Here is a 17,493-nt window from a genome sequence, read left to right as displayed (position 1 = left end):
AATCGCGGAAAAAGCTTAACTAGTACTAGAGATGCTTTTTGAACGTCGTCGCTGTGATCGCTACCGTTGTCCCAAGTATTACTGCGCAAGGCAATAGAATAGCCATAGGATTGAGCGTAAAGGGCAGGGACAGGTAAATGATCCAGGGTACGAACAGTAGCGGTACCACTGCACGTTTAGCACGATGATAGACAAAGCTGCTTTCTCGCCCTGCTCCAAATTTCCGTAGGTCGCGGCGCATCAAGCCATCGACAAAACCGGTGAACGAGGCCAACAAAAACAGTGGTGTGGCCAGGACGAGAATGGTCAGGCGCACCACAAAGGTAAAGGTCACATACACCGCCGCCAGCACGAAGTCCTCAATGCTCACGTAGAGCTGATTGGCCCAACTCCAGAAGCCGTTACTCTGGCTCGACGCGCGTGCCTGCTGGGCAAAATCCGCAAAGCCACTCTTGACCAGCAACCACTGATTGAGGATGTCCAGCCACCGGATAATCGTCTTTTCAGGTTGTCGAAGAATGAGTGAAGCTTTGAAGTGCTCGCTGAGCCATCCCAATTCGCTATTCAACATGGCTTGGCTGTGCCGCCAACCCTGATCGCCCCAGAACAGCAGCAAACCGGCGAACTCGATAAGGATTGAAAACAGCAACGAGGCGATCAGCATACCGATAATGCGTAAGACCAAGCCAATCGCCGAGACGATCAATCCCGGACGCTGGATCGGTTGTGGCGGCGTGTTCTGTACGGAAGTCGCCATCCTTTACTCCATTGTGCACCGTTAAGTTGATGCTGCCACGGCGCTCGCCGAATACGCGTTTGCTGAATCGAAACCTGTGGTGGGTCGGGCTAACCCACCTGATCCAGATCGAAGTTTGTTGTAGGGCCGCCACCGCTTGCGCTCCACCATTGCCCTGCCTGTTCGTTATAGGTGGCCCGCATCCGCTGGGTAAGCTCCTGCAGGTCCTTGGGCATCGCCTCGTCGTTGGAGGGTTTTGGCAACGGCATGCGGACTTTCCAGAGCTGGCCACCGGCCTGGAAGGAGAACATTTGCCCCTTCGGCAAACTGACGATATGCGCTGGCTCGATCAGCGGCACACTAGTGCTGCTGACGCGGTCCTGAGAGGAGGAAGTGAAGTCCGTATTGGCTTCAGGATCGGAGGTGTCGGTGGCACCCGATACCAGGGTTCTGGTCAGCACGTTGACCTTGGGCAACTGCTGGGTGAGCAGCTCCGCAGTGGCGGTCTCGCGTACGCGGAGCATCTGCAAGGTGTTGAAGTTGCCAATCACCTGGCCGGCCTTGGCGCGGTTTCCGATTCGCGCTTCGATATCGCTGAGTGTCTGGGTGTAGGCGGTTACCTGGATGCCGGCGCCACCGCCCTTGTTGATCAGCGGGATGAACTCATCGCCCATCAATTCGTTGAACTCATCAGCGTGCAGGTTGATCGGCAGCTTGCCAGCGTTGCTACCCGATGGCGGCAGGCCATGGTCAATGCCATGTTTGTAGATGTGTCCCGCCACCGAGACCAAGTCGGCGAACATGGAATTGCCCACAGCGGCGGCCACCTCGGCATCGGTCAGCGCATCGAGGCCGACATAAACGATGCCGCGCTTTCGGATGATCTGCATCCAGTCGAAGATCGGCCTCGGGTCATCTAAATCGGTGTAGTTGGGGGCCAGTAATTGGGCGGTCTTGCCGGTGGTGAGTTTCTCCAGCAGCGGCAGTAGCGAGGCAACGATTTTGTCGAAGTAAGTACGGTCGTAGCGTACCGCCGAACGCAGCCCGTCCATTACGGGATCAAATACCCGCTTCACCGCCAGGTACTGCTCGATGGCCACCACGCGCTTTTCGCGTCCGATCATATGCCGGGGGATGTTCTTCTCGGTGAGTTTGCCTTCGAGCTGGACGATCACCTCCCACGCCTTAGGGTCGGTCTTGGCGAAAAACTGCTGGGCGTACTCGATGAACAGCGCGTCGATGTTGACCACATGTCGCTGGATTTGCAGGTAGTCCGGACGTCGGCCCAACTCGATCAGGGCGCGGGCGATGATGTTGACGAAACGCCAGGCGAACTCGCGAAACGCCGCCGAGTTACCTTCACCACTGAGCTGCCCGGCGATGCGCGACGCTACTTCCGAGATGCGCCCGAAACGTCCCACGGCGTTGTAGCGGGCGGAGATCTCCGGCCAACCCAGATGGAACACATAAAACTCTTTCTCCCGACCGGCACGTTTGGCTTCGACGTACATGCGCTTGAGCAAATCGGCATCGCCCTTCGGATCGAAGACAATGACGACCTCGTGTTCGATACGATGAATGTCCTGGGTGATGTACACCTCCGCGAGCCGGGTTTTGCCGACACGGGTAGTACCAAGCACCAGCGTGTGACCCACCCGTTCGCCCAGCGGAAGGCCGACGTCTGTTTCATTTGGCTCGACCCCATGCAGCAGTGGCGAGCCTCCTACCGGAGGTAAAGGGCGCAACGGATTAAAGGCGCTGTCCCAGGCCGTGACGCGGGCCAGTGTCGAGAGCGGAAACGGTGCATGTTCTAGGCGACGTTCGAGCCCACGTGCCAGACGGTAACGGGTCGGTTGGTCGACGTAGTGAGCGACGGCCGGATCCTGGGCCTCGACCAAGCGCTGGGTGTGCAAGCGGGTCCAGCGAAAGCCGCGACCCATGAACAGACGTTTGCGGCTCACCGGAATCTGCCGGCTGGTCAGTTCGTAGCGAGGCAGCCGGCGGATATTGCGCCGATAGCGCAACACCTCCCAAGCTTGTCGGAGGCGGATCAAACCGAACAGGGCATAGGCCAGAGCCGCAATCAGACCGATATCGGGTGATAGGGCCACGGCCCAGGGCGAATACACGCATAACACCGCCGCGGCGACGCAGATCGCCACGGTATACAGCTCGACTGCGGGCCGGAGTTTGGACTCCACCGCATGCTCGGCCATGACCCAGACTCACTGTTCCAGTGAGGTGGCTGAGATTAAGACAGGGTAGTGCTCAATTTTCAGGCGAGAGGCGATGTCGTTGCCGTTGACCGGCAGGATGGTGATGCCCGGCGCGGCTGCTCGAATTCGGGCCAGGGCTTCAGTATCGGTCACTTCGACGGCGAGGCCGGCCGCCCCCATTTCTTGCAGTTCAGTCGCACGCTGATGCAGCCAAGCCAACGATTGGGGATCCTCCCCGATAAGGAAAAATGGCTGCAACCCCGGCATGTCCAGGGTGCGAGTTGTGATTTGGCCTGGGCTCAAGTGAGAGCTGCGCACGGGCAGTATCCAGGTTTCATCGGCAAATGCAGATAGGTCTGCATGTATGGCCCGAGCAGGCTGGGTCTTGTTGTTTATTGGCGGCCTGGAAGCTTCAAACTGGGGGCGGGTGAAACCGCCAGGCTGAACTTCTGCAAACGACAGTCCCGGCTGGGCGAGCGCAGCCAAGAGCACGGCGAAGTAATACGCACTGGGAATTCGCTTCATGGTGGTGTGCCCTGTTTAAAGGAAACCTGCAGTCGTTCGAGTTGTTGAGAAAAGCCGGCGCGGTAGCGCGCGGCCGGCGTTCCTCCTGCCGGGCGGTGATATCGGCCAGCAGCTGACACCCAATCACCGGTGACGGCGTGATGCTCTTGCAGCAGCGCGGCAGTTACGGCCAGATTGCGGTAGGGTTCGAGGGCTTCGCAGGGACTGGAAAAATGCTGTCCGTGATAACCCAGGTTGATTTGCCCAAGCCCGGCATCGACGCGCTTGGCGTCATACCGAGCAAGCGCCTGAAGCAAGGCGTGACAGGCGGTCTGACGATTGGCGAAACGGTAAGGGCTACCGGCAATATTCAGCGTCCAGGGCCAGGGCAGCAGTCGACCACGGAGGCGGGCGCCACTCTCCTGCAGGGCAATCGCGAACAACACCGTGGAAGGGACGTTGGCGTCATGCGCTGCCAGTTGATAAGCCGGAGGCGGGAGTTCGTCTGCCCGGACGGCGTGCACCGTCAGCAGGAGCGCAATAGCAATCAATCGAGACGTTGCCATTGTCCGTTCACCTGCTGAAATGTGACGGGTAACGGTCTCGGGGCTCCCAGGCTGAACCAGCGCCCGCGATCATGGTTCAGGGTGATTTGCCGGTGTTGAACCTTGCTCGCATCAATGCCTGCTTGCCGCGCCCAGCCACGGACATGTTCATCCTCACCTTGGCTGCCCACCAGGTAGATATCGAACGCTGTATCACTGCTTTGCAGACGCTGCGCTTCAGCGGTGCACGCAGGGCAATGGTCTTCGACAAACAGAGCACGGCGCGGCTCTACCGGTGAGCTAGCGGCGGGCGGGGATGCCATACCCTGAATCGGCAACAGCCCCGGAAACAGCTTGGCCCAAGCTGCGGTGTAGGCGTTTTGGTAAGCCAGCTCGCGCTCGGCACGTTTGGCTTCCAGCGCTACCTGCAATTCGGCATAGCGCTGACGCTCTTGGTCGTTCTCTGCTTCGACGCCGAGTGCAGTCAGCGGATCGAGATTCGGGCTCCAGTAACCACGCGGGCCGGCTTGGATCTGTATGAAGCGTGTCCACTCCTGCTCCGTCAGACCCCAGCTTGTCGCCTGTTCTGAGTGCGAACGCTCCAGCGGAGCAGACTGCGTGTCCTGGGTTCGTGACGGTGTCGTGCCGGGGTCGCCCAGCGCAGCGCCCGTGCTCAGCAATGAAACGAAACAGACGATGGGGCTCAGCAGCGCTCTGTTCATGATCGCTTCTCAAGGGAGTTGCACGGTTTGGTCTGGCTGAGCGGTCACCGCGAAGATGGCCGCGCTCTGCTCCAGCACCTTTAGCTGCCATGTGCCGAGCTGTTCGCCGTTGCGCAGCAACTGGATATCCTTGAGCGAGCGACTATCAGGAGGAGCTACTGCCAGAAAGCGCTCGCCACCGCGTGACTCGACACCGAGTACTGAGAAAGGCGGCGAGAGCAGGGCAGGCTTGGGCTGAGCAGTTTTTTTCGGCTTGGCCGAGGAAGGCATCGGTGGTGGGAGTGGTGGCTGGCTCTTGAGTTCCAGAAGTTGCTGCTCGACGTGCTCGAGTCGTGCGCGTAGCGCGATCATGTCGGCTTCGGTGGCACGGGCTGCCAGACCGTCACGTAGCTCCTGTAACTCTTGCGCCCATTGATCCAACATCGGATCGAGGGTATTTGCCTGTTGCTCACCGGTATCGACCATCTGCTTGAGATCTTTCAGTGCGTACTGCAGCTTCTCCTGTGCATCCATGAGGGTGCTTGAATCACGTTGCAGGGTATCCAGGGTCTGTAGGCGTTGGGCGTTCGCATTTTCCAGCTCGGTCACGCGTTGATACTGGTTATACAAACCACCACTCAGCCCGGAGACCGCCAGGCAAAGTGAGCCGACAATGAGGGTTTGAAATGTCGAGGCTTTCATGGGCGTGCCTCCGGCTGATGGGCCGCGCTGGGTGCGAGCCGCACGACGGCAGCATCATTTTTTAGCCGTTCGAAGCAGACCGAACGGCTAACCTCATCGATCGTGAGTTGCCAGGCGGGGCCAGCCAGTACTTGTAGCGCGTTGCGTAGTGAGATCGGGCCGAGCCGGTAATGGGCGGCAGGCAGAGGCCGGGTAAACAGTATCTTTACTGGTTCGGCAGCAGGGCAGAGCGAATAACCTGAGCGCTGCAGCACGTAGTGCATCGCTTCCTGTACCGAAGGATTCAGGTTGGACGGAATGCTCACGTCAACGATTTGAGCGAGAAGATTACGTTGTTCCGTGGTGGGCTCGGTGCTGACCAGCGTATAGCGGCCATAGCGGAGCTCTGTCGGATGACTCTCTTCGGCTGTACTCCTCGAAAGCTGGGCCCGATTGGAACCGTCGGCATTCTCTGGACTAGTCGGCAATGGGGTGGGGATCTGCGCCGTGCAGGCGCTCAATAAACCCAGCAGGCAGACAGGCGTGAAAAAACGCTCCATGGACAAAACCTCATGTCAGATTCAGTGCAGAACCTGACATGAGGTGAAGGAGCGATTCAGTGAGTAAGTTGATTCAAGGCGGGTCGTGTTAACGCTGAACGCGTTGCTATTCAAAAATCGCGAGCCCATCCAAGACGGCGGCGTCGGGGTCGAAGATCAACAATCGCACATCGGCCAGTGCAGCCAGATACAGCAGGTTGACCAGGGCTTCCGGTGTGCCAGCGTCGAGCTGCTCCTGCCTCAGCGATGCGTAAGGACGGCCCTCGATCTTCATCAGGTTCTCGTCGGTCCAGGGCGTGCCGATCAGCTTACACCCGAGGCCATTGCAGTCTCTCAGGGCGAAGGGTTCAAACAGCAGTCCGGTTGCTCCAGCGTTGAAACTGCCAGCCCGGTGTTCCAAGTAGCGCAATGCATCTTCAGTGAGGTGTGCGGTACTGATCTCCCAGGCTCGACTGTAGTGTCCTGTGTCGAAGCTCAAACGATGGACCAAGGCTTGGGCTTCTTCCAGGGAGTACAGGTCACCGACGTGATGTCGCTCATCGTGCATTTCGCCAGTCACGGCATAGACTACTTGCCGCACCAGCCCGGTGGACTGGAAACATTCTTCCAATTCATCCGGAATGGATTGGCCTTCGCTGATCAAGGCGGCGTCGTCATTGAACATGCAGGGAAACAGTTCTAACGCATCGTCGAGTAGATGAGCTTGTGAGTCGTGTATGGAGCGAAAGCAGGGAGGGCAGTCGTTTGCGTAGGTGATCAGTAGCAGCCGTTCGATAGATAGATTGTCATAGCCGCGAACGAATGGGTTTGAGGCCCCCAGCATGTCTGGGGTTTCGGTAGTGGAGTTCATGAGTATTCTCCAGGATGAAAAATGAACAAGGCGCCCGAAGGCGCCTGTAAGGGTTAAAGCCAACCGTATTCGGCAAGAGAAAGTGGGCGACCTTCACCTACGATGAAGTGATCCAGTACGTGAACCTCGATCAAGGCCAAGGCCTCCTTCAACCGTGCGGTCAAGACGCGGTCTGCCTGGCTGGGTTCCGTACAACCCGAGGGGTGGTTGTGGACAAAAATGGCGGCTGCTGCGTTATGTTCGAGGGAGCGCTTGACGACCTGGCGGGGATAAACACTGGCGCCATCGATGCTGCCGTGAAAGAGGATCTCGAACGCCAGAACGCGATGGCGGGCATCGAGAAAAATCACACCGAAAACTTCATGCTCTTGTTGCGCAAGATGAAGTTTCAGATATGAGGCCACGGCGTCAGGTGACGTCAGGTTGGGGCCGCGGGTGAACAGCCGACGATCCAGAATGTGCAGAGCTTCGTCGATTAGCTGGTTTTCCTGGGCGATACGATCAGCCTCGACATCCGAGGTTTCAATCAGGGTGAGTTGGGTGCTCATGGCGTACCTCCGAAGGGACCAATCCGGGGGTACACACCCGAGGGGAGCGGTGTCCCCGAGGTAGATATAGAGTCACGGGCATTGCCCGATGACGCGCTGTTTACAGCTGAGTGAATCGGTGGCGTTGCCCGTGCAGGTGTGAATCACAACCGTCGCAGGGCAATGGGGAGAAGGTTCTTATTCCACGGCCAGTTTCGGGATCGAAGTCGGCACTGATGGGCATAAGCCGAACCAGTCCACGATGGAGACCGGCGATGCGTTCCTCGACCTCATCCGTCGTGTAATAGAGCGATAACGTGCTGCAGTCCTCGTAAGCCGCAGCGAACAGGCAATCGTCGCAAAGCCAGAAGGATTCCATGATGGTTCTCCTGTGCTGATTGAAAAAAAGGCGCTCGATTGAGCGCCTTGAGGTAAACGATCGTGGATCGTTCAGGCGGACTGAACAGTACGTTTGGCAACACGGCGAGCCGTGCGGGAAGTGGGGGCAGATTCAGGTTCAATCCTGGACTCTGTTGGGTTGTCGGTATCCTCAGCTTCGGCATCAGCCGATGGTGGGGATGGCTCACTGTTTGGCGCTTGCTCAGCAGGTGCTGTTGCCTCCTGCCTGGCAGGCGCTTTGTACTCGAGTGTACCGTTGACCTTGATCCAGTCGATGAACAGCAGACGGCCTTTAAGGCTGGCGCCCGGTTGGCCTTGTTTATCGCCTTTCTCATAGAGAAATGGGTCAATCCACAGGTCGCCGATACGGAACGACAGCAAGACCTTTTTCTCGGCTTTGACGGCGTCCATATAGAGGCGAATCAAACGTTCAGCTTCGCCTCCCGCGACTTTGCAGTCGAAACGGGTGTATTCCACTGCATCAGTGGCACCATGCAGAGCGGCGATATCGCAGGCCATGAACGGCTGGCCGCGGCGGACTTGTACTTCACGGACACGGTTGAGGTAGCCGATACCGACGGTGTGCAGATTGAAGTAAGTGGTTGCTTCTTGGGATTGGTTGGCGTGGGCCATGGTGGTTCTCCTGTTTCAAGGGAAAACGGCGACGCACAGCCCCTGACGGGGAAGTGAGTCCCCGTCAGGATGGGTTAGGTGAAGGCGAACGATGAACGACTCGTCACCGGCAAGCCGATGACCATCAGATCGATGCGCCTGGAGAATAGGGGGGCAGCAGAGGAGAAATCCGCAGCATATCTGCGGACCTAGGGTAGTGGGCATTCATCACCGCTGAAGCGGTAATCGTGCGAGCCTCCGAATGCTGATCGCACTTGGGTAAACCACCACAAGCGTGGCGTAGCCTTGAAGGTTCAAGCTACCTGGGCTGGGCTGTCAACGACAGCGAACCACACCCTTTATATAAGCCTGTCACAGGGGAGCGTCAAGGCGCCGCAACCCGATTTTTTATGGCCGGAATTCAGTGGCAATCACTGGACGGACGAAAGTGAAGAGTAGGCCTGGCGGGGTGCCAGGCGAGGAACAGAAAAGCCACCTTAGGCGTTCTGACGCAGTCGACAAGCTCCTCGCAAAACTTGATTTAACTGCGCCATGATTCGCCAACCGACCCTTGTCGTGGCCTGGGTCGGAACATGCTGGCACGCATCCGCGCACAAAGGGTGCCCAGTATTTCCCCGGCGGGCTCCGGGACTGAATGCGATCGCCGTAGCGGATGACCGCTGATGCCTGGCAGAGGCAACAGTGGTCATCCGCCACATTGATCCGGTCGAGCACAAAGCGGGAATGAAATTCCGCAGAAGAGAAGGCTCCGAACTCAGGGAGTCCGACCGAGCTACCCGGAGCGAATCGGTCTTGGGTCGCCGTAGCGATGATCCTGAGGCACTACAGCAGAGTGGGTGTGACGACGTCAAGCCAGTGGGCGAGGAGGTTATTTGCTACTGAGATGAGCGGCCAGCTGTTCGACGGTCGTCAGGATAAAGGCACGGTCGCTTTCTTGAAGGCCGCTCAGCAGGCCCGCGATCATCTGGCCCTGGTCGTTGGGGCGACTGCTCGACTCCGTCAGCAGTTCATCCATCCGGCAGTCGAAGATGTCCGCCAGTTGCATCAGCTTGACCACGGAAAGCTCCACCACACCCCGCTCAAGGCGCGAAATGGCTTCGCTGCCGATCCCCAGGCGTTCAGCCACCTCTTCCTGGGTCAGATTACGCTGAGTGCGGTGCTTCGCGATCATGCGCCCAATTTGGGCTTGGGTTGGATGTTTATGTGCCAAGTGATGAGCTCTCCAATTCAACCCGAATGGTTGAGCAAAGACCCATTGACATGAACATCCTTAACGGTTGAGTATCAACTTATTAGGTTGTTATATTGACTGAAATAGCTGTTTGTCGCGACGTGACATCTACTCCTCCAGGAATTAGAGGCCGAAGTGACCAGCGAGACTGAGCGGTCTGATAGGGCCAAAGGGAGGAAGGTTGAGCATGGATGAGCAGCGCGAGAACGTCATGGACCTGATCTGGGATCGAACACTGGAGCTGTTCATCAAGATCCATGATTGCCCTGATAACCCCGCACACTTCGACAGCCTTGTTCATTGGCTTAACGAAGATCCTGCTCACCTGAAAGCGTTCAACGAACTGGGGCAGATATGGATAGCGACAGGCATCGCCTTGGCCCGTGAAATCGGACGACCTCTAGACGACTTGGAGAAGGACCAACCGCCGTTGATGATGCACTGACCCGCACATCGCTCCCAAGATTCATGTGATCACCCATGGCGCGTCATGGGTGTCGCGTACCTTTGCTGATCGGCACGGTGCCTTTGCAGTCCGGGTAGTGGGAGCAGGACCAGAACGGTCCTGATTGCCCCTTTCGCCTGAGCATTGAGGCGCTGCAATGGGGGCAGACCGGCCCGGCTTCGACCGGTCCCGACAAAGTGAGCGCTCCGCAGTTTGCGATCAGCTGCGTAATCCAGTTTGCCTGCTTGGCAACGAATGCATCCAAGGTCAGACGTCCTGCTTCGATTTCATCCAGAGCTTGCTCCCAGATTGCTGTCATACCCGGATCCGCGACTGCAGCGGGTACCGCTTCGATCAGGGTATGGGCCGCTGCGGAGGCCGTTAAGGCACGTTTTTTCTTCAGCAAGTAACCGCGATCAATCAACCCTTTGATAATGCCGGCTCGCGTGGCTTCTGTGCCGATACCGGTGGTGTCCCGAAGTTTCTGCTTCAGGCGTGGGTCGTTGACCAGCTTGGCGACGTTTTTCATCGCCTTAATCAGATCGCCCTCGGTGAGCGGTTTGGGCGCAGCGGTGCGCATGGACTTGAGTTCGACGTCGTCCACTGCGCACTGGCTACCCTGTTGTAGGGCGGGCAACACCTGGGTCTTTTGACCGGCTTCATCGTCTTCGGGGTTGTCGGAGAGTAAGCCTTTCCAGCCCAAAAACAGGATCTGTTTGCCAACAGCGGTTAACCGTTCTTCGCCACACTCCAGTTCGACCTGGGTTCGATCAAACTCGTGATGCGGCAGAAATTGCGCGAGGTAGTGGCTACGAATTAGCTCGTAGACTTGGCGCTCTTGTTCAGACATCCGCCCAAGGTTCGCCGGCTCGGTGGTGGGGATGATGGCGTGGTGCGCGGTGATCTTGGCATCGTTCCATGCTCGTGAGCGCAATGATTGATCGACGCTTGCGAGCGCTGGGCGCAATGCGGGATCCATTCTGAACAGGGCATCGAATACTGCGGCTACCTCGTTGAACATACTCTCTGGCAAATAACGGCAATCGCTGCGCGGATAGCTGGTGGCTTTGTGGGTTTCATACAAGGCTTGGGCGATGTTCAGGGTTTCCTGAGCGCCGAGTCCCAACTTGCGTGAACAGACTTCTTGCAGTGTGCTCAGGTCGAAGGGCAGGGGTGGCGCTTCGCGCAAATGCTCAGTCTGCAGCAAGACTACGGTGGCGGTCTTGCTGCCAGAAAGCGCTTGGACGGCTTGACTGGCGAGTGCCTGCTGCAGGCAGCGACCGGCTTCGTCACGTCTTGAGCTTGGCGGTATCCACGACGCGATGAAGGGTTGCCCCATTGAAGACAGGTGCACATCCACCACCCAGTACGGCACAGAGACGAAGCTGGCAATCGCGCGGTCTCGTTCAACCACCAAGCGCAAAGTGGGTGTTTGGACGCGTCCAACCGACAGCACGCCGTCATAGCCCGCCCGCCGTCCTAAGAGGGTAAACAAACGACTGAGGTTCATACCAATCAGCCAATCGGCGCGGCTGCGGGCGAGGGCTGAGTGATAGAGCGGAAAGGTCTCCTGACTAGACTTCAGCGAGGACAGTGCTTTGCGAATCGACGCCTCGTTGAGTGCGGATAACCAGAGGCGCTCAACAGAACCACGGTAGTTGCAGAGCTGCAGTAACTCGCGGGCAATCATTTCACCTTCGCGATCGGCGTCGGTGGCGATGACGACGGTGGTAGCTTCGCTGAGCAGCTGTTTGATGATTTTGAACTGCGCGACAGTCTTGGGTTTGACCTCAACCCTCCACTGCGCGGGAATGATCGGTAGATGATCCAACGACCAGGTTTTGTACTGATCGCCATAGGCTTCAGGGGGGGCTGTTTCCAGCAGGTGACCGATACACCAGGTGACGGTTGTCTCGCGTCCGATCAAGCAACCATCGCCACGTCGGCTGGCTCCGAGAACCTTGGCGATATCACGACCTTGGGAGGGTTTCTCGCAGAGAAAGAGACGCATAGAACTGCTCCGGGTTGAGTTCGGAGCAGCGTTGTTGGAAACAGCAGTGGCGAGCTATGAGAAACCTGAATGGCAGGTTCCTCATATTAGTCGGTGAGGGCAGTCTTGATTGGGGGCGAGGCTACTACCTTGTAGTCACGTGGACGACAGTGCTTCACGAGCAGCGAGTAATGACAGGCCAGGAACTTCGCGCAAAGGCGCAATTTTTATGCCTCAAGTCAATCATGCCGATGGTGGCTGCCCTCTGCGCTTTTTGGACTTCGACGCAGGCGAGCTGGCCTGGTCTGTAGCCTGCCCAACGGGAGCCGCAGATGAGGCTGATTCACTTGAGCGCTCCCGCATGACCACGTTCTGCACGCGATGAGGCAGGATGCCGACACGACGTGCCTCGATCTTGAAGGTGACCCGCGCATTGTCTTCACTGTCCTCCCACTCGTCGCGCACGGTGCGGCCTTCGACCAACACGCGCATACCTTTCTGGTACAGCATGCTCCAGTGTTCAGCCTCGCGGTGCCAGAGCTCGACCGGCGCCCAATAGCCGCCTCGATCCTCATAGTTGCCATCGCGTGGCACGGGGTTGTCGAAGTACACATTCAGGCGCAGCAAACGCCGTGGCTCGTCATTGCCTGACGGGAAAACCTGGAACTCTGGCGCACTACCGATGTTGCCTTCGCCGACGAAAAAAGTACTCATCGTGATATCTCCGCTGCTGGTGTGAACTGGCGCAGCAGCCGTTCGGCGCTCGCCATTTTGATCGCGCAGATTGAAGCCTGGCGGTAGAGCGAATGCACCACGCTCATCTGCAAATTCAGTGCGATACGCTCGCATTCGAAACGGTGCAATTCCTCACGTACGGCTTGGGGCAAGGCCTTGTTGGAGACTTGGCGTTCCCAGACCGCAACGCCCATACGGGCGAAGTCGCGGGTGCGCCATCGCAAAAAGGTGCTACCCGCACTGGTGTTCTGCAGCACCAGTCGAATATCCAGCAACGAGTAAGGCGGTTGTCCGGCCTGCTGCGCCACAGCCTCCATCAGGCGACATAACTGCGCCTCGATTTCCCTCGCCAACTGCGCCAGGTATTCCAGCTCCCCCTTACCCTTAAAAGGTTTTAAAAGGCCTTTTAGGGAGGTAGCGTGTTCAAGCTGTCGATAGGCATCCGGTGTGAGTGTTTCGAGGGACATTGGTTGAGTCGGGATCAGGGGCTTCATACTTCGTCCTCAGGCTCATCCACTGTCGCAGCCGGCTCTACCGCGTCCTCTGCCAACGCATCAGCGTCATCCACCGCCACAGCACCACGACGAATGATTGACGGCGCGAACTGGGAGCGGCGATGCCCCTCAAGGATGTCCGTAGGGGGCAAACCCATTCTCTCGATTGCCGCCAGAGCACGAGCGTTGTTCGCCGCCATGTCATCACGGGTGACGCCAGCATGCCGATAGCGCTGGGCCTGGCCGAACAGGCTACGCAGCAAATGGGCACCGTCGTCGATCCAGGCTTCCATGTCCCGGCGACCGATCAAGGCGGTGTGATGGGCCAACAGGGTATGTCGCACCAAGGTGTCGTAGTCAGTCAGCAGGTAAACGGCGAGGAAGCCCAGCTGGCTGCCGATGTACAAGGGTAAAGTGACGGGATGGATGTTGAGGTTGTCGCCCATGTCGATCTGCGTCGGCAGCTCTTGTCTGATCCGGTCCAACTGGTGGGTCAGTTCCAGCATCCCATCCTTGGCCTGCATCAATTTTTCTTCGAGCTGCACGATCGCCCAATCGGCATAGGGGTCGTCCTGCGCTGCGGCCTGTTTGATCAGGTTGGTGACGCTGATGTAGCCGGCCATACCCATGATCGAGTGGACGCCTTCGCGTGCGGTTCGACCTTGCCAGATTCGGGCGGCGTGGTGGGTGTGCAGTGTCAGGGTGATGCTGCTGCGCAGTGAGCCAAGGTTGAGCTGATAGTGATCGGCCATGGTGTCGTCCTCGCATAGGCTTGGACGGGAACGTTGCGGCAGACGAAGGTAAAGGACATCCGAAAAGCTGAATGCGGTGTGTTCGATTTGGTTCGAGACGGTTGATTTTCGAGACGCTCGTCAGTGATGCCAGTGGCATCAAATCTACTGACGTCCAGGGCGTTTGCTACGCAGCTGGCGTAGTTCATCCAGGCACGCTTGGGCGAGGGCAGAGGCGGGTTCGCCCTTTTTCCTAAGTTGGCGCGGGGGAGCGGGTGGCGGTTCTGCAATGGGTAACGATTCAGCCTGACCTGCCCAAGGGTGGAAATCGCCTTTCAGCGCCCGCTGGATCAGGCCCATTAGATACGCCGCGGGTTTGCGGACGCGTCCTGCCGCACAGCGTGCGCCCGCTTCGTTGAGCACCGCCTGCCGATCTGCTGGTTTCAGCTTGTTCAGCGTTACGGTGACGGCTTGCCGCTCGCTCGGACTCAGGTGCAGCGGATCAGGCCAGTGCAGGTTATCTACCGCCGGGGTCGCGCGCGGTACCGTACAAATACTTTCTTTTGATACAGTACAGGCGGCATTCGGATTCCGAACGCTGCCGGAAACATGGGCGTTCAGACCCGGTTCGGATTCCGAACTAGGCCCCGCACGATTCCGAACGCGGTGGGCGCCACCCAGTTCGGAATCGTGTAACGCTTCATCGGTTGCGAGATCCAATCCTTGCTGCGTCCAATGGTCGCCCCAACTGTCGAGCCGGGTGGGGAGTCGACCCAAATCGATATCGGTGTCCTGACGAATTTCTTCCAAAACATGCCGAGCGACAATTCGCACCGCCTTGGTTGCATGATCGAGGGCGTGTCCGGCGAGCTCCAGGTAATCCTGGTCCAGCTCCATGGCTTCGGCGGGGGTTAACGGTTCATCGTGCAGGACGTACAGAGAACCTTGTAGGCGCCCGCTGAGCTGATCGCGGCCACGACTTACCAAGCTTAGCCAGCGAGTCAGCCTGAGCATCGTCAAGACGCGAGCGATGGTTTCGCGGGAGGCTGACGCACCGTAGGGCACGCTCGACAAGTAAGGTTGCAGATCTTCATAGCGCGGCGTGACCACGCCCTGGCCTTGCAGCATGAGTCGAAACACCTGCCAGGCATTCCGTTCCAATGGCGTTAACCGACTATCCAGCAGCAAGCGACGCGGCACGACTTCGTGAGATTGGCCACTGAACAAAAAGCCCGCCTGCATGGCCTGGTTGGAATGATGTTCAGTGGTAGGGCGTGCGGGCCAACGTTCACTCAGCTGCCGGGTGCATTGCTGCAGGACAAGCTGCCAGCGACTGGAAGGGGCAGTGCTCATGTTCCGTTGCTGTAATGGTCGATCTGCTGCCAAACGATGGTCAAGCTGATCTGTTGCTCTTCCGCCAACATCATCATGGCGTCGAGCTGATCCTCAGCACCGTCCTCAGCGCGTAGTTGGCACCAACGCTGCCAGAGCGCATGTTCCTGTGCCTCGCTCAAGTTCTGGGGGCGGCCCTTACGGGTTTCTATCTTGAGCAGACGTCGGCGCAGGGCGGTTTCCGAATGCGCCAAACCGAAGTACTGGTACATGATGGTACTGCTGGCACCGAGCTTGAGCGCTCGGTTGATCAGGCGCTCGTTCTGTTCGTCACGTTCGGCCTGGTCGATCAACCGATGCAATACCGGCGAATCAATCTTGACCTCAACCCAGGGGACGGTGGCATGGGCCAGGCGTGACAGTGTGGTCGGCGGTAGTGATTGCAACAGGTAGATGTCCTCTTCACCCAGTCCGAGGGCCTTGCAGCGTTGCAGATTACCCAGGCGCAACTCGTGAAGGACCTGGGTCAGCATGGCCTGGTTGAGCACATTGAAGGACAGGTTCATGGCAACTCCCTTGGTGAGCCGTCTTCATGGGTAAGCGTTAAGTCGATCAGGCGCCGGGCTAAGCGAATGAGGCGATACAGTTTAATTAACAGACCATCGGGCAGTCGCTCCAGTCCTACGTCCACGGCGGGACGATCTGTCAGCGGGAGTTGATAGACCCCCAGCAGCAACTGGCCGAACAGGGCTGAGGGCAGTTGCTTGCGATCCTCCCAACTTACGTCGTCTTGAGCGCGCAATAAGGCCAGGAGCATCAGGTGAACGCCGGTCGCACGAGGCGCTGCAAGATCAGGTTGCTCGATGCTGAGGGCGAAGCCCAGGCCATGTTTCTGGTCGATGATGCTCTCGGGATGTCCGGCGTAGGCCGCCATTTCCCGAGCCAGGCCGGCAATGGCTGAACGCAGTTGTTCGGGGGTATCCAGTGTTGGTGCGATGATCCAGATGTCGTCGATCGGGCAGGTTTCGACGATCTGTGATGGTTCGGTGGCAGTGGCGCGATCAATCTGTTCGCGGATCTGCTGGACGCGTGACGGAGGGCTGGGTGCTGGTACCAGGGTCGTTTCGGGCAGCGTGAGCTGCTCCTCTCGCTCTGTTTCGGTCTGCGTCCAGGTTTCAGCTGATTTGGAATGCGGCTCGGTGGGGTGAGGCTCGGCCGCGGGCTCATCGACGCTCGGCAGAGAGTTGTTCTCCGGAGGCGTGACGACCATGTCGGGCGTCTGGATAACCCGTTGGGTATCGCCCAGCTCCAGGGCCAACATGCGGTAGGACTGTCCGAGTAAGCGACTCATGCGTTCGAGCAGTTCATCCTGGATTTGCTCAAGGTCGAAGGACTCTGGGTCGGCATCGAATTGCCCTAGGGTGTCGAGCCAAAACTCGGGAAAAGCGATGGCGTCGGTTGGATAACGATTCCAGGTTCGTTCAGCCTGGCTACGCAGACCAATTAAGCGTTCAATTTTTGGTTTTCCCAACCCGGCATACAGGGTTTGTGGAATGGCGGGCAGTAAATGTTCAAGGGTGTCCAGCATCCGGCTAATGTGCGACTGCGAAATCGGATAGCCTCCAGCGGCAAGACGTCGTGCCAGCTCACGTTGCGAGAGTGTTACGCCATCTGATTCAAGCATGGTCTTGAGTTTGGCCACTGCCTGAGCACGCTCGATGAAGGTGAGTTGACCGTGCAGATCGCTTTCGGCCAGATGGCCGAGTAAGGCACTGATTTCATCGGTCCAGGGTCGGAACAGGCAATGGATGCGGAAGAAACGCTCGTCGCGGGTTTCCTGCCACAGCTCGCCGAGAATCGCCAAGCGCGTATTGCCGCCGTTGCGGATGATGAAGTGGGTTTCACCCGGGCGGCGGGTAATCGGCGGCGGTTGGTCCAGCCCGCGTTCACGGATGGAGGCCTTTATGTCGTCATAAAACGGATTACGGATGAAGCGCGGGTTGTGTTCGTAGGGCCGTAACTGCTCCAGAGTGATCAGCATAGGCGTATCAGTGAGTGGATCGGACAGCCGCTCCATTTCTGGACCGCGAGGGAAATGGTCTTGGTGCAGTTTTTCGGTGATTTCCTCCTGAGTGAGCTTCTTCATTGGAGCAACCTCAGTTAACGCCGGGTGCGCAAATGGT

At 58.2% G+C, this 17,493-nt stretch carries 20 protein-coding genes; 1 reads left to right on the top strand and 19 read right to left on the bottom strand.

Translation table 11 applies throughout. The features are described 5' to 3' along the window. Positions 1-25: 25 nt before the first annotated feature. The 12 genes from LQ215_RS04105 to LQ215_RS04050 all read right to left on the bottom strand — a co-directional run bounded on the left by LQ215_RS04105 (position 26) and on the right by LQ215_RS04050 (position 9,562). Positions 26-757 (bottom strand): TIGR03747 family integrating conjugative element membrane protein, encoded by a 732-nt coding sequence (locus LQ215_RS04105; RefSeq protein WP_034113424.1) that lies wholly within the window; start codon positions 755-757, stop codon positions 26-28. 89 nt (positions 758-846) lie between these two features. Further along, complete coding sequence (gene traD, locus LQ215_RS04100; RefSeq protein WP_230147502.1) at positions 847-2,952, bottom strand: type IV conjugative transfer system coupling protein TraD; 2,106 nt, start codon at positions 2,950-2,952, stop codon at positions 847-849. Positions 2,953-2,961: 9 nt separating this feature from the next. After that, positions 2,962-3,477, bottom strand: a complete 516-nt coding sequence (locus LQ215_RS04095; RefSeq protein ID WP_230147501.1) for an integrating conjugative element protein — start codon at positions 3,475-3,477, stop codon at positions 2,962-2,964. Next, positions 3,474-4,022 carry a lytic transglycosylase gene (locus tag LQ215_RS04090; RefSeq protein WP_230147500.1) on the bottom strand — a complete coding sequence of 183 codons (549 nt, stop codon included), beginning with the start codon at positions 4,020-4,022 and terminating at the stop codon, positions 3,474-3,476. Before LQ215_RS04090 ends, LQ215_RS04095 begins: the two co-directional genes overlap by 4 nt. Beyond that, a complete protein-coding gene (locus LQ215_RS04085; protein ID WP_068934408.1) occupies positions 4,004-4,723 on the bottom strand; it encodes a TIGR03759 family integrating conjugative element protein in 720 nt (239 codons plus the stop codon). Before LQ215_RS04085 ends, LQ215_RS04090 begins: the two co-directional genes overlap by 19 nt. Before the next feature lie 9 nt (positions 4,724-4,732). Next, positions 4,733-5,404: a chemotaxis protein gene (locus LQ215_RS04080; protein WP_068934410.1), complete on the bottom strand. Its 672-nt coding sequence runs from the start codon at positions 5,402-5,404 to the stop codon at positions 4,733-4,735. Further along, positions 5,401-5,943 (bottom strand): PilL N-terminal domain-containing protein, encoded by a 543-nt coding sequence (locus LQ215_RS04075; protein WP_068934412.1) that lies wholly within the window; start codon positions 5,941-5,943, stop codon positions 5,401-5,403. Before LQ215_RS04075 ends, LQ215_RS04080 begins: the two co-directional genes overlap by 4 nt. A 106-nt stretch (positions 5,944-6,049) precedes the next feature. Next, positions 6,050-6,793: an ABC transporter substrate-binding protein gene (locus LQ215_RS04070; RefSeq protein WP_068934414.1), complete on the bottom strand. Its 744-nt coding sequence runs from the start codon at positions 6,791-6,793 to the stop codon at positions 6,050-6,052. Between the two features lie 53 nt (positions 6,794-6,846). Next, positions 6,847-7,341, bottom strand: coding sequence for a RadC family protein (gene radC, locus LQ215_RS04065; protein ID WP_027912508.1), 495 nt, complete (start codon positions 7,339-7,341; stop codon positions 6,847-6,849). Between the two features lie 100 nt (positions 7,342-7,441). Next, positions 7,442-7,699 (bottom strand): hypothetical protein, encoded by a 258-nt coding sequence (locus tag LQ215_RS04060; protein WP_068934417.1) that lies wholly within the window; start codon positions 7,697-7,699, stop codon positions 7,442-7,444. A gap of 71 nt (positions 7,700-7,770) precedes the next feature. After that, entirely contained in the window at positions 7,771-8,352 is a 582-nt protein-coding gene (locus LQ215_RS04055) for an STY4534 family ICE replication protein (protein WP_068934419.1), read from the bottom strand. Between the two features lie 868 nt (positions 8,353-9,220). Next, positions 9,221-9,562: a helix-turn-helix domain-containing protein gene (locus LQ215_RS04050; RefSeq protein WP_027912505.1), complete on the bottom strand. Its 342-nt coding sequence runs from the start codon at positions 9,560-9,562 to the stop codon at positions 9,221-9,223. Positions 9,563-9,770: 208 nt separating this feature from the next. Here LQ215_RS04050 and LQ215_RS04045 point away from each other — a divergent pair, with 208 nt between their 5' ends. After that, on the top strand, positions 9,771-10,028 hold the full coding sequence (locus tag LQ215_RS04045) for a hypothetical protein (protein ID WP_027912504.1): 258 nt from the start codon (positions 9,771-9,773) through the stop codon (positions 10,026-10,028). A 43-nt stretch (positions 10,029-10,071) separates the two neighbouring features. On the opposite strand, the gene LQ215_RS04040 is transcribed toward LQ215_RS04045, so the two are convergent. The 7 genes from LQ215_RS04040 to LQ215_RS04010 form a co-directional block, all read right to left on the bottom strand. Next, a complete protein-coding gene (locus LQ215_RS04040; protein ID WP_230147499.1) occupies positions 10,072-12,039 on the bottom strand; it encodes a DNA topoisomerase III in 1,968 nt (655 codons plus the stop codon). 222 nt (positions 12,040-12,261) lie between these two features. Continuing rightward, positions 12,262-12,732 carry a single-stranded DNA-binding protein gene (locus LQ215_RS04035; protein ID WP_068934423.1) on the bottom strand — a complete coding sequence of 157 codons (471 nt, stop codon included), beginning with the start codon at positions 12,730-12,732 and terminating at the stop codon, positions 12,262-12,264. Then, positions 12,729-13,247: a DUF3158 family protein gene (locus LQ215_RS04030; RefSeq protein ID WP_068934425.1), complete on the bottom strand. Its 519-nt coding sequence runs from the start codon at positions 13,245-13,247 to the stop codon at positions 12,729-12,731. Before LQ215_RS04030 ends, LQ215_RS04035 begins: the two co-directional genes overlap by 4 nt. Continuing rightward, complete coding sequence (locus LQ215_RS04025) at positions 13,244-13,999, bottom strand: PFL_4669 family integrating conjugative element protein (protein ID WP_068934427.1); 756 nt, start codon at positions 13,997-13,999, stop codon at positions 13,244-13,246. Before LQ215_RS04025 ends, LQ215_RS04030 begins: the two co-directional genes overlap by 4 nt. Before the next feature lie 144 nt (positions 14,000-14,143). Beyond that, positions 14,144-15,331: an STY4528 family pathogenicity island replication protein gene (locus LQ215_RS04020; protein WP_068934429.1), complete on the bottom strand. Its 1,188-nt coding sequence runs from the start codon at positions 15,329-15,331 to the stop codon at positions 14,144-14,146. Continuing rightward, complete coding sequence (locus LQ215_RS04015) at positions 15,328-15,876, bottom strand: DUF2857 domain-containing protein (RefSeq protein WP_068934431.1); 549 nt, start codon at positions 15,874-15,876, stop codon at positions 15,328-15,330. The genes LQ215_RS04020 and LQ215_RS04015 overlap by 4 nt, the downstream gene beginning before the upstream one ends. After that, positions 15,873-17,456, bottom strand: a complete 1,584-nt coding sequence (locus LQ215_RS04010) for a ParB family protein (RefSeq protein WP_230147498.1) — start codon at positions 17,454-17,456, stop codon at positions 15,873-15,875. The genes LQ215_RS04015 and LQ215_RS04010 overlap by 4 nt, the downstream gene beginning before the upstream one ends. Between the last annotated feature and the right edge of the window lie 37 nt (positions 17,457-17,493).

Source organism: Pseudomonas brassicacearum (assembly GCF_918698105.1).
GTDB lineage: Bacteria > Pseudomonadota > Gammaproteobacteria > Pseudomonadales > Pseudomonadaceae > Aquipseudomonas > Aquipseudomonas brassicacearum_F.
The sequence above is the reverse complement of the archived record's forward strand: the minus strand, read 5'-3'. Positions and strand labels throughout refer to the sequence as shown.

Coding starts and splice junctions, on each gene's coding strand:
- LQ215_RS04010 (WP_230147498.1), bottom strand. CDS start 17,456: ATGAAGAAGCTCACTCAGGAGGAAATCACCGAAAAACTGCACCAAGAC.
- LQ215_RS04080 (WP_068934410.1), bottom strand. CDS start 5,404: ATGAAAGCCTCGACATTTCAAACCCTCATTGTCGGCTCACTTTGCCTG.
- LQ215_RS04060 (WP_068934417.1), bottom strand. CDS start 7,699: ATGGAATCCTTCTGGCTTTGCGACGATTGCCTGTTCGCTGCGGCTTAC.
- traD (WP_230147502.1), bottom strand. CDS start 2,952: ATGGCCGAGCATGCGGTGGAGTCCAAACTCCGGCCCGCAGTCGAGCTG.
- LQ215_RS04095 (WP_230147501.1), bottom strand. CDS start 3,477: ATGAAGCGAATTCCCAGTGCGTATTACTTCGCCGTGCTCTTGGCTGCG.
- LQ215_RS04025 (WP_068934427.1), bottom strand. CDS start 13,999: ATGGCCGATCACTATCAGCTCAACCTTGGCTCACTGCGCAGCAGCATC.
- LQ215_RS04035 (WP_068934423.1), bottom strand. CDS start 12,732: ATGAGTACTTTTTTCGTCGGCGAAGGCAACATCGGTAGTGCGCCAGAG.
- LQ215_RS04020 (WP_068934429.1), bottom strand. CDS start 15,331: ATGAGCACTGCCCCTTCCAGTCGCTGGCAGCTTGTCCTGCAGCAATGC.
- radC (WP_027912508.1), bottom strand. CDS start 7,341: ATGAGCACCCAACTCACCCTGATTGAAACCTCGGATGTCGAGGCTGAT.
- LQ215_RS04085 (WP_068934408.1), bottom strand. CDS start 4,723: ATGAACAGAGCGCTGCTGAGCCCCATCGTCTGTTTCGTTTCATTGCTG.
- LQ215_RS04040 (WP_230147499.1), bottom strand. CDS start 12,039: ATGCGTCTCTTTCTCTGCGAGAAACCCTCCCAAGGTCGTGATATCGCC.
- LQ215_RS04090 (WP_230147500.1), bottom strand. CDS start 4,022: ATGGCAACGTCTCGATTGATTGCTATTGCGCTCCTGCTGACGGTGCAC.
- LQ215_RS04105 (WP_034113424.1), bottom strand. CDS start 757: ATGGCGACTTCCGTACAGAACACGCCGCCACAACCGATCCAGCGTCCG.
- LQ215_RS04030 (WP_068934425.1), bottom strand. CDS start 13,247: ATGAAGCCCCTGATCCCGACTCAACCAATGTCCCTCGAAACACTCACA.
- LQ215_RS04045 (WP_027912504.1), top strand. CDS start 9,771: ATGGATGAGCAGCGCGAGAACGTCATGGACCTGATCTGGGATCGAACA.
- LQ215_RS04015 (WP_068934431.1), bottom strand. CDS start 15,876: ATGAACCTGTCCTTCAATGTGCTCAACCAGGCCATGCTGACCCAGGTC.
- LQ215_RS04055 (WP_068934419.1), bottom strand. CDS start 8,352: ATGGCCCACGCCAACCAATCCCAAGAAGCAACCACTTACTTCAATCTG.
- LQ215_RS04075 (WP_068934412.1), bottom strand. CDS start 5,943: ATGGAGCGTTTTTTCACGCCTGTCTGCCTGCTGGGTTTATTGAGCGCC.
- LQ215_RS04070 (WP_068934414.1), bottom strand. CDS start 6,793: ATGAACTCCACTACCGAAACCCCAGACATGCTGGGGGCCTCAAACCCA.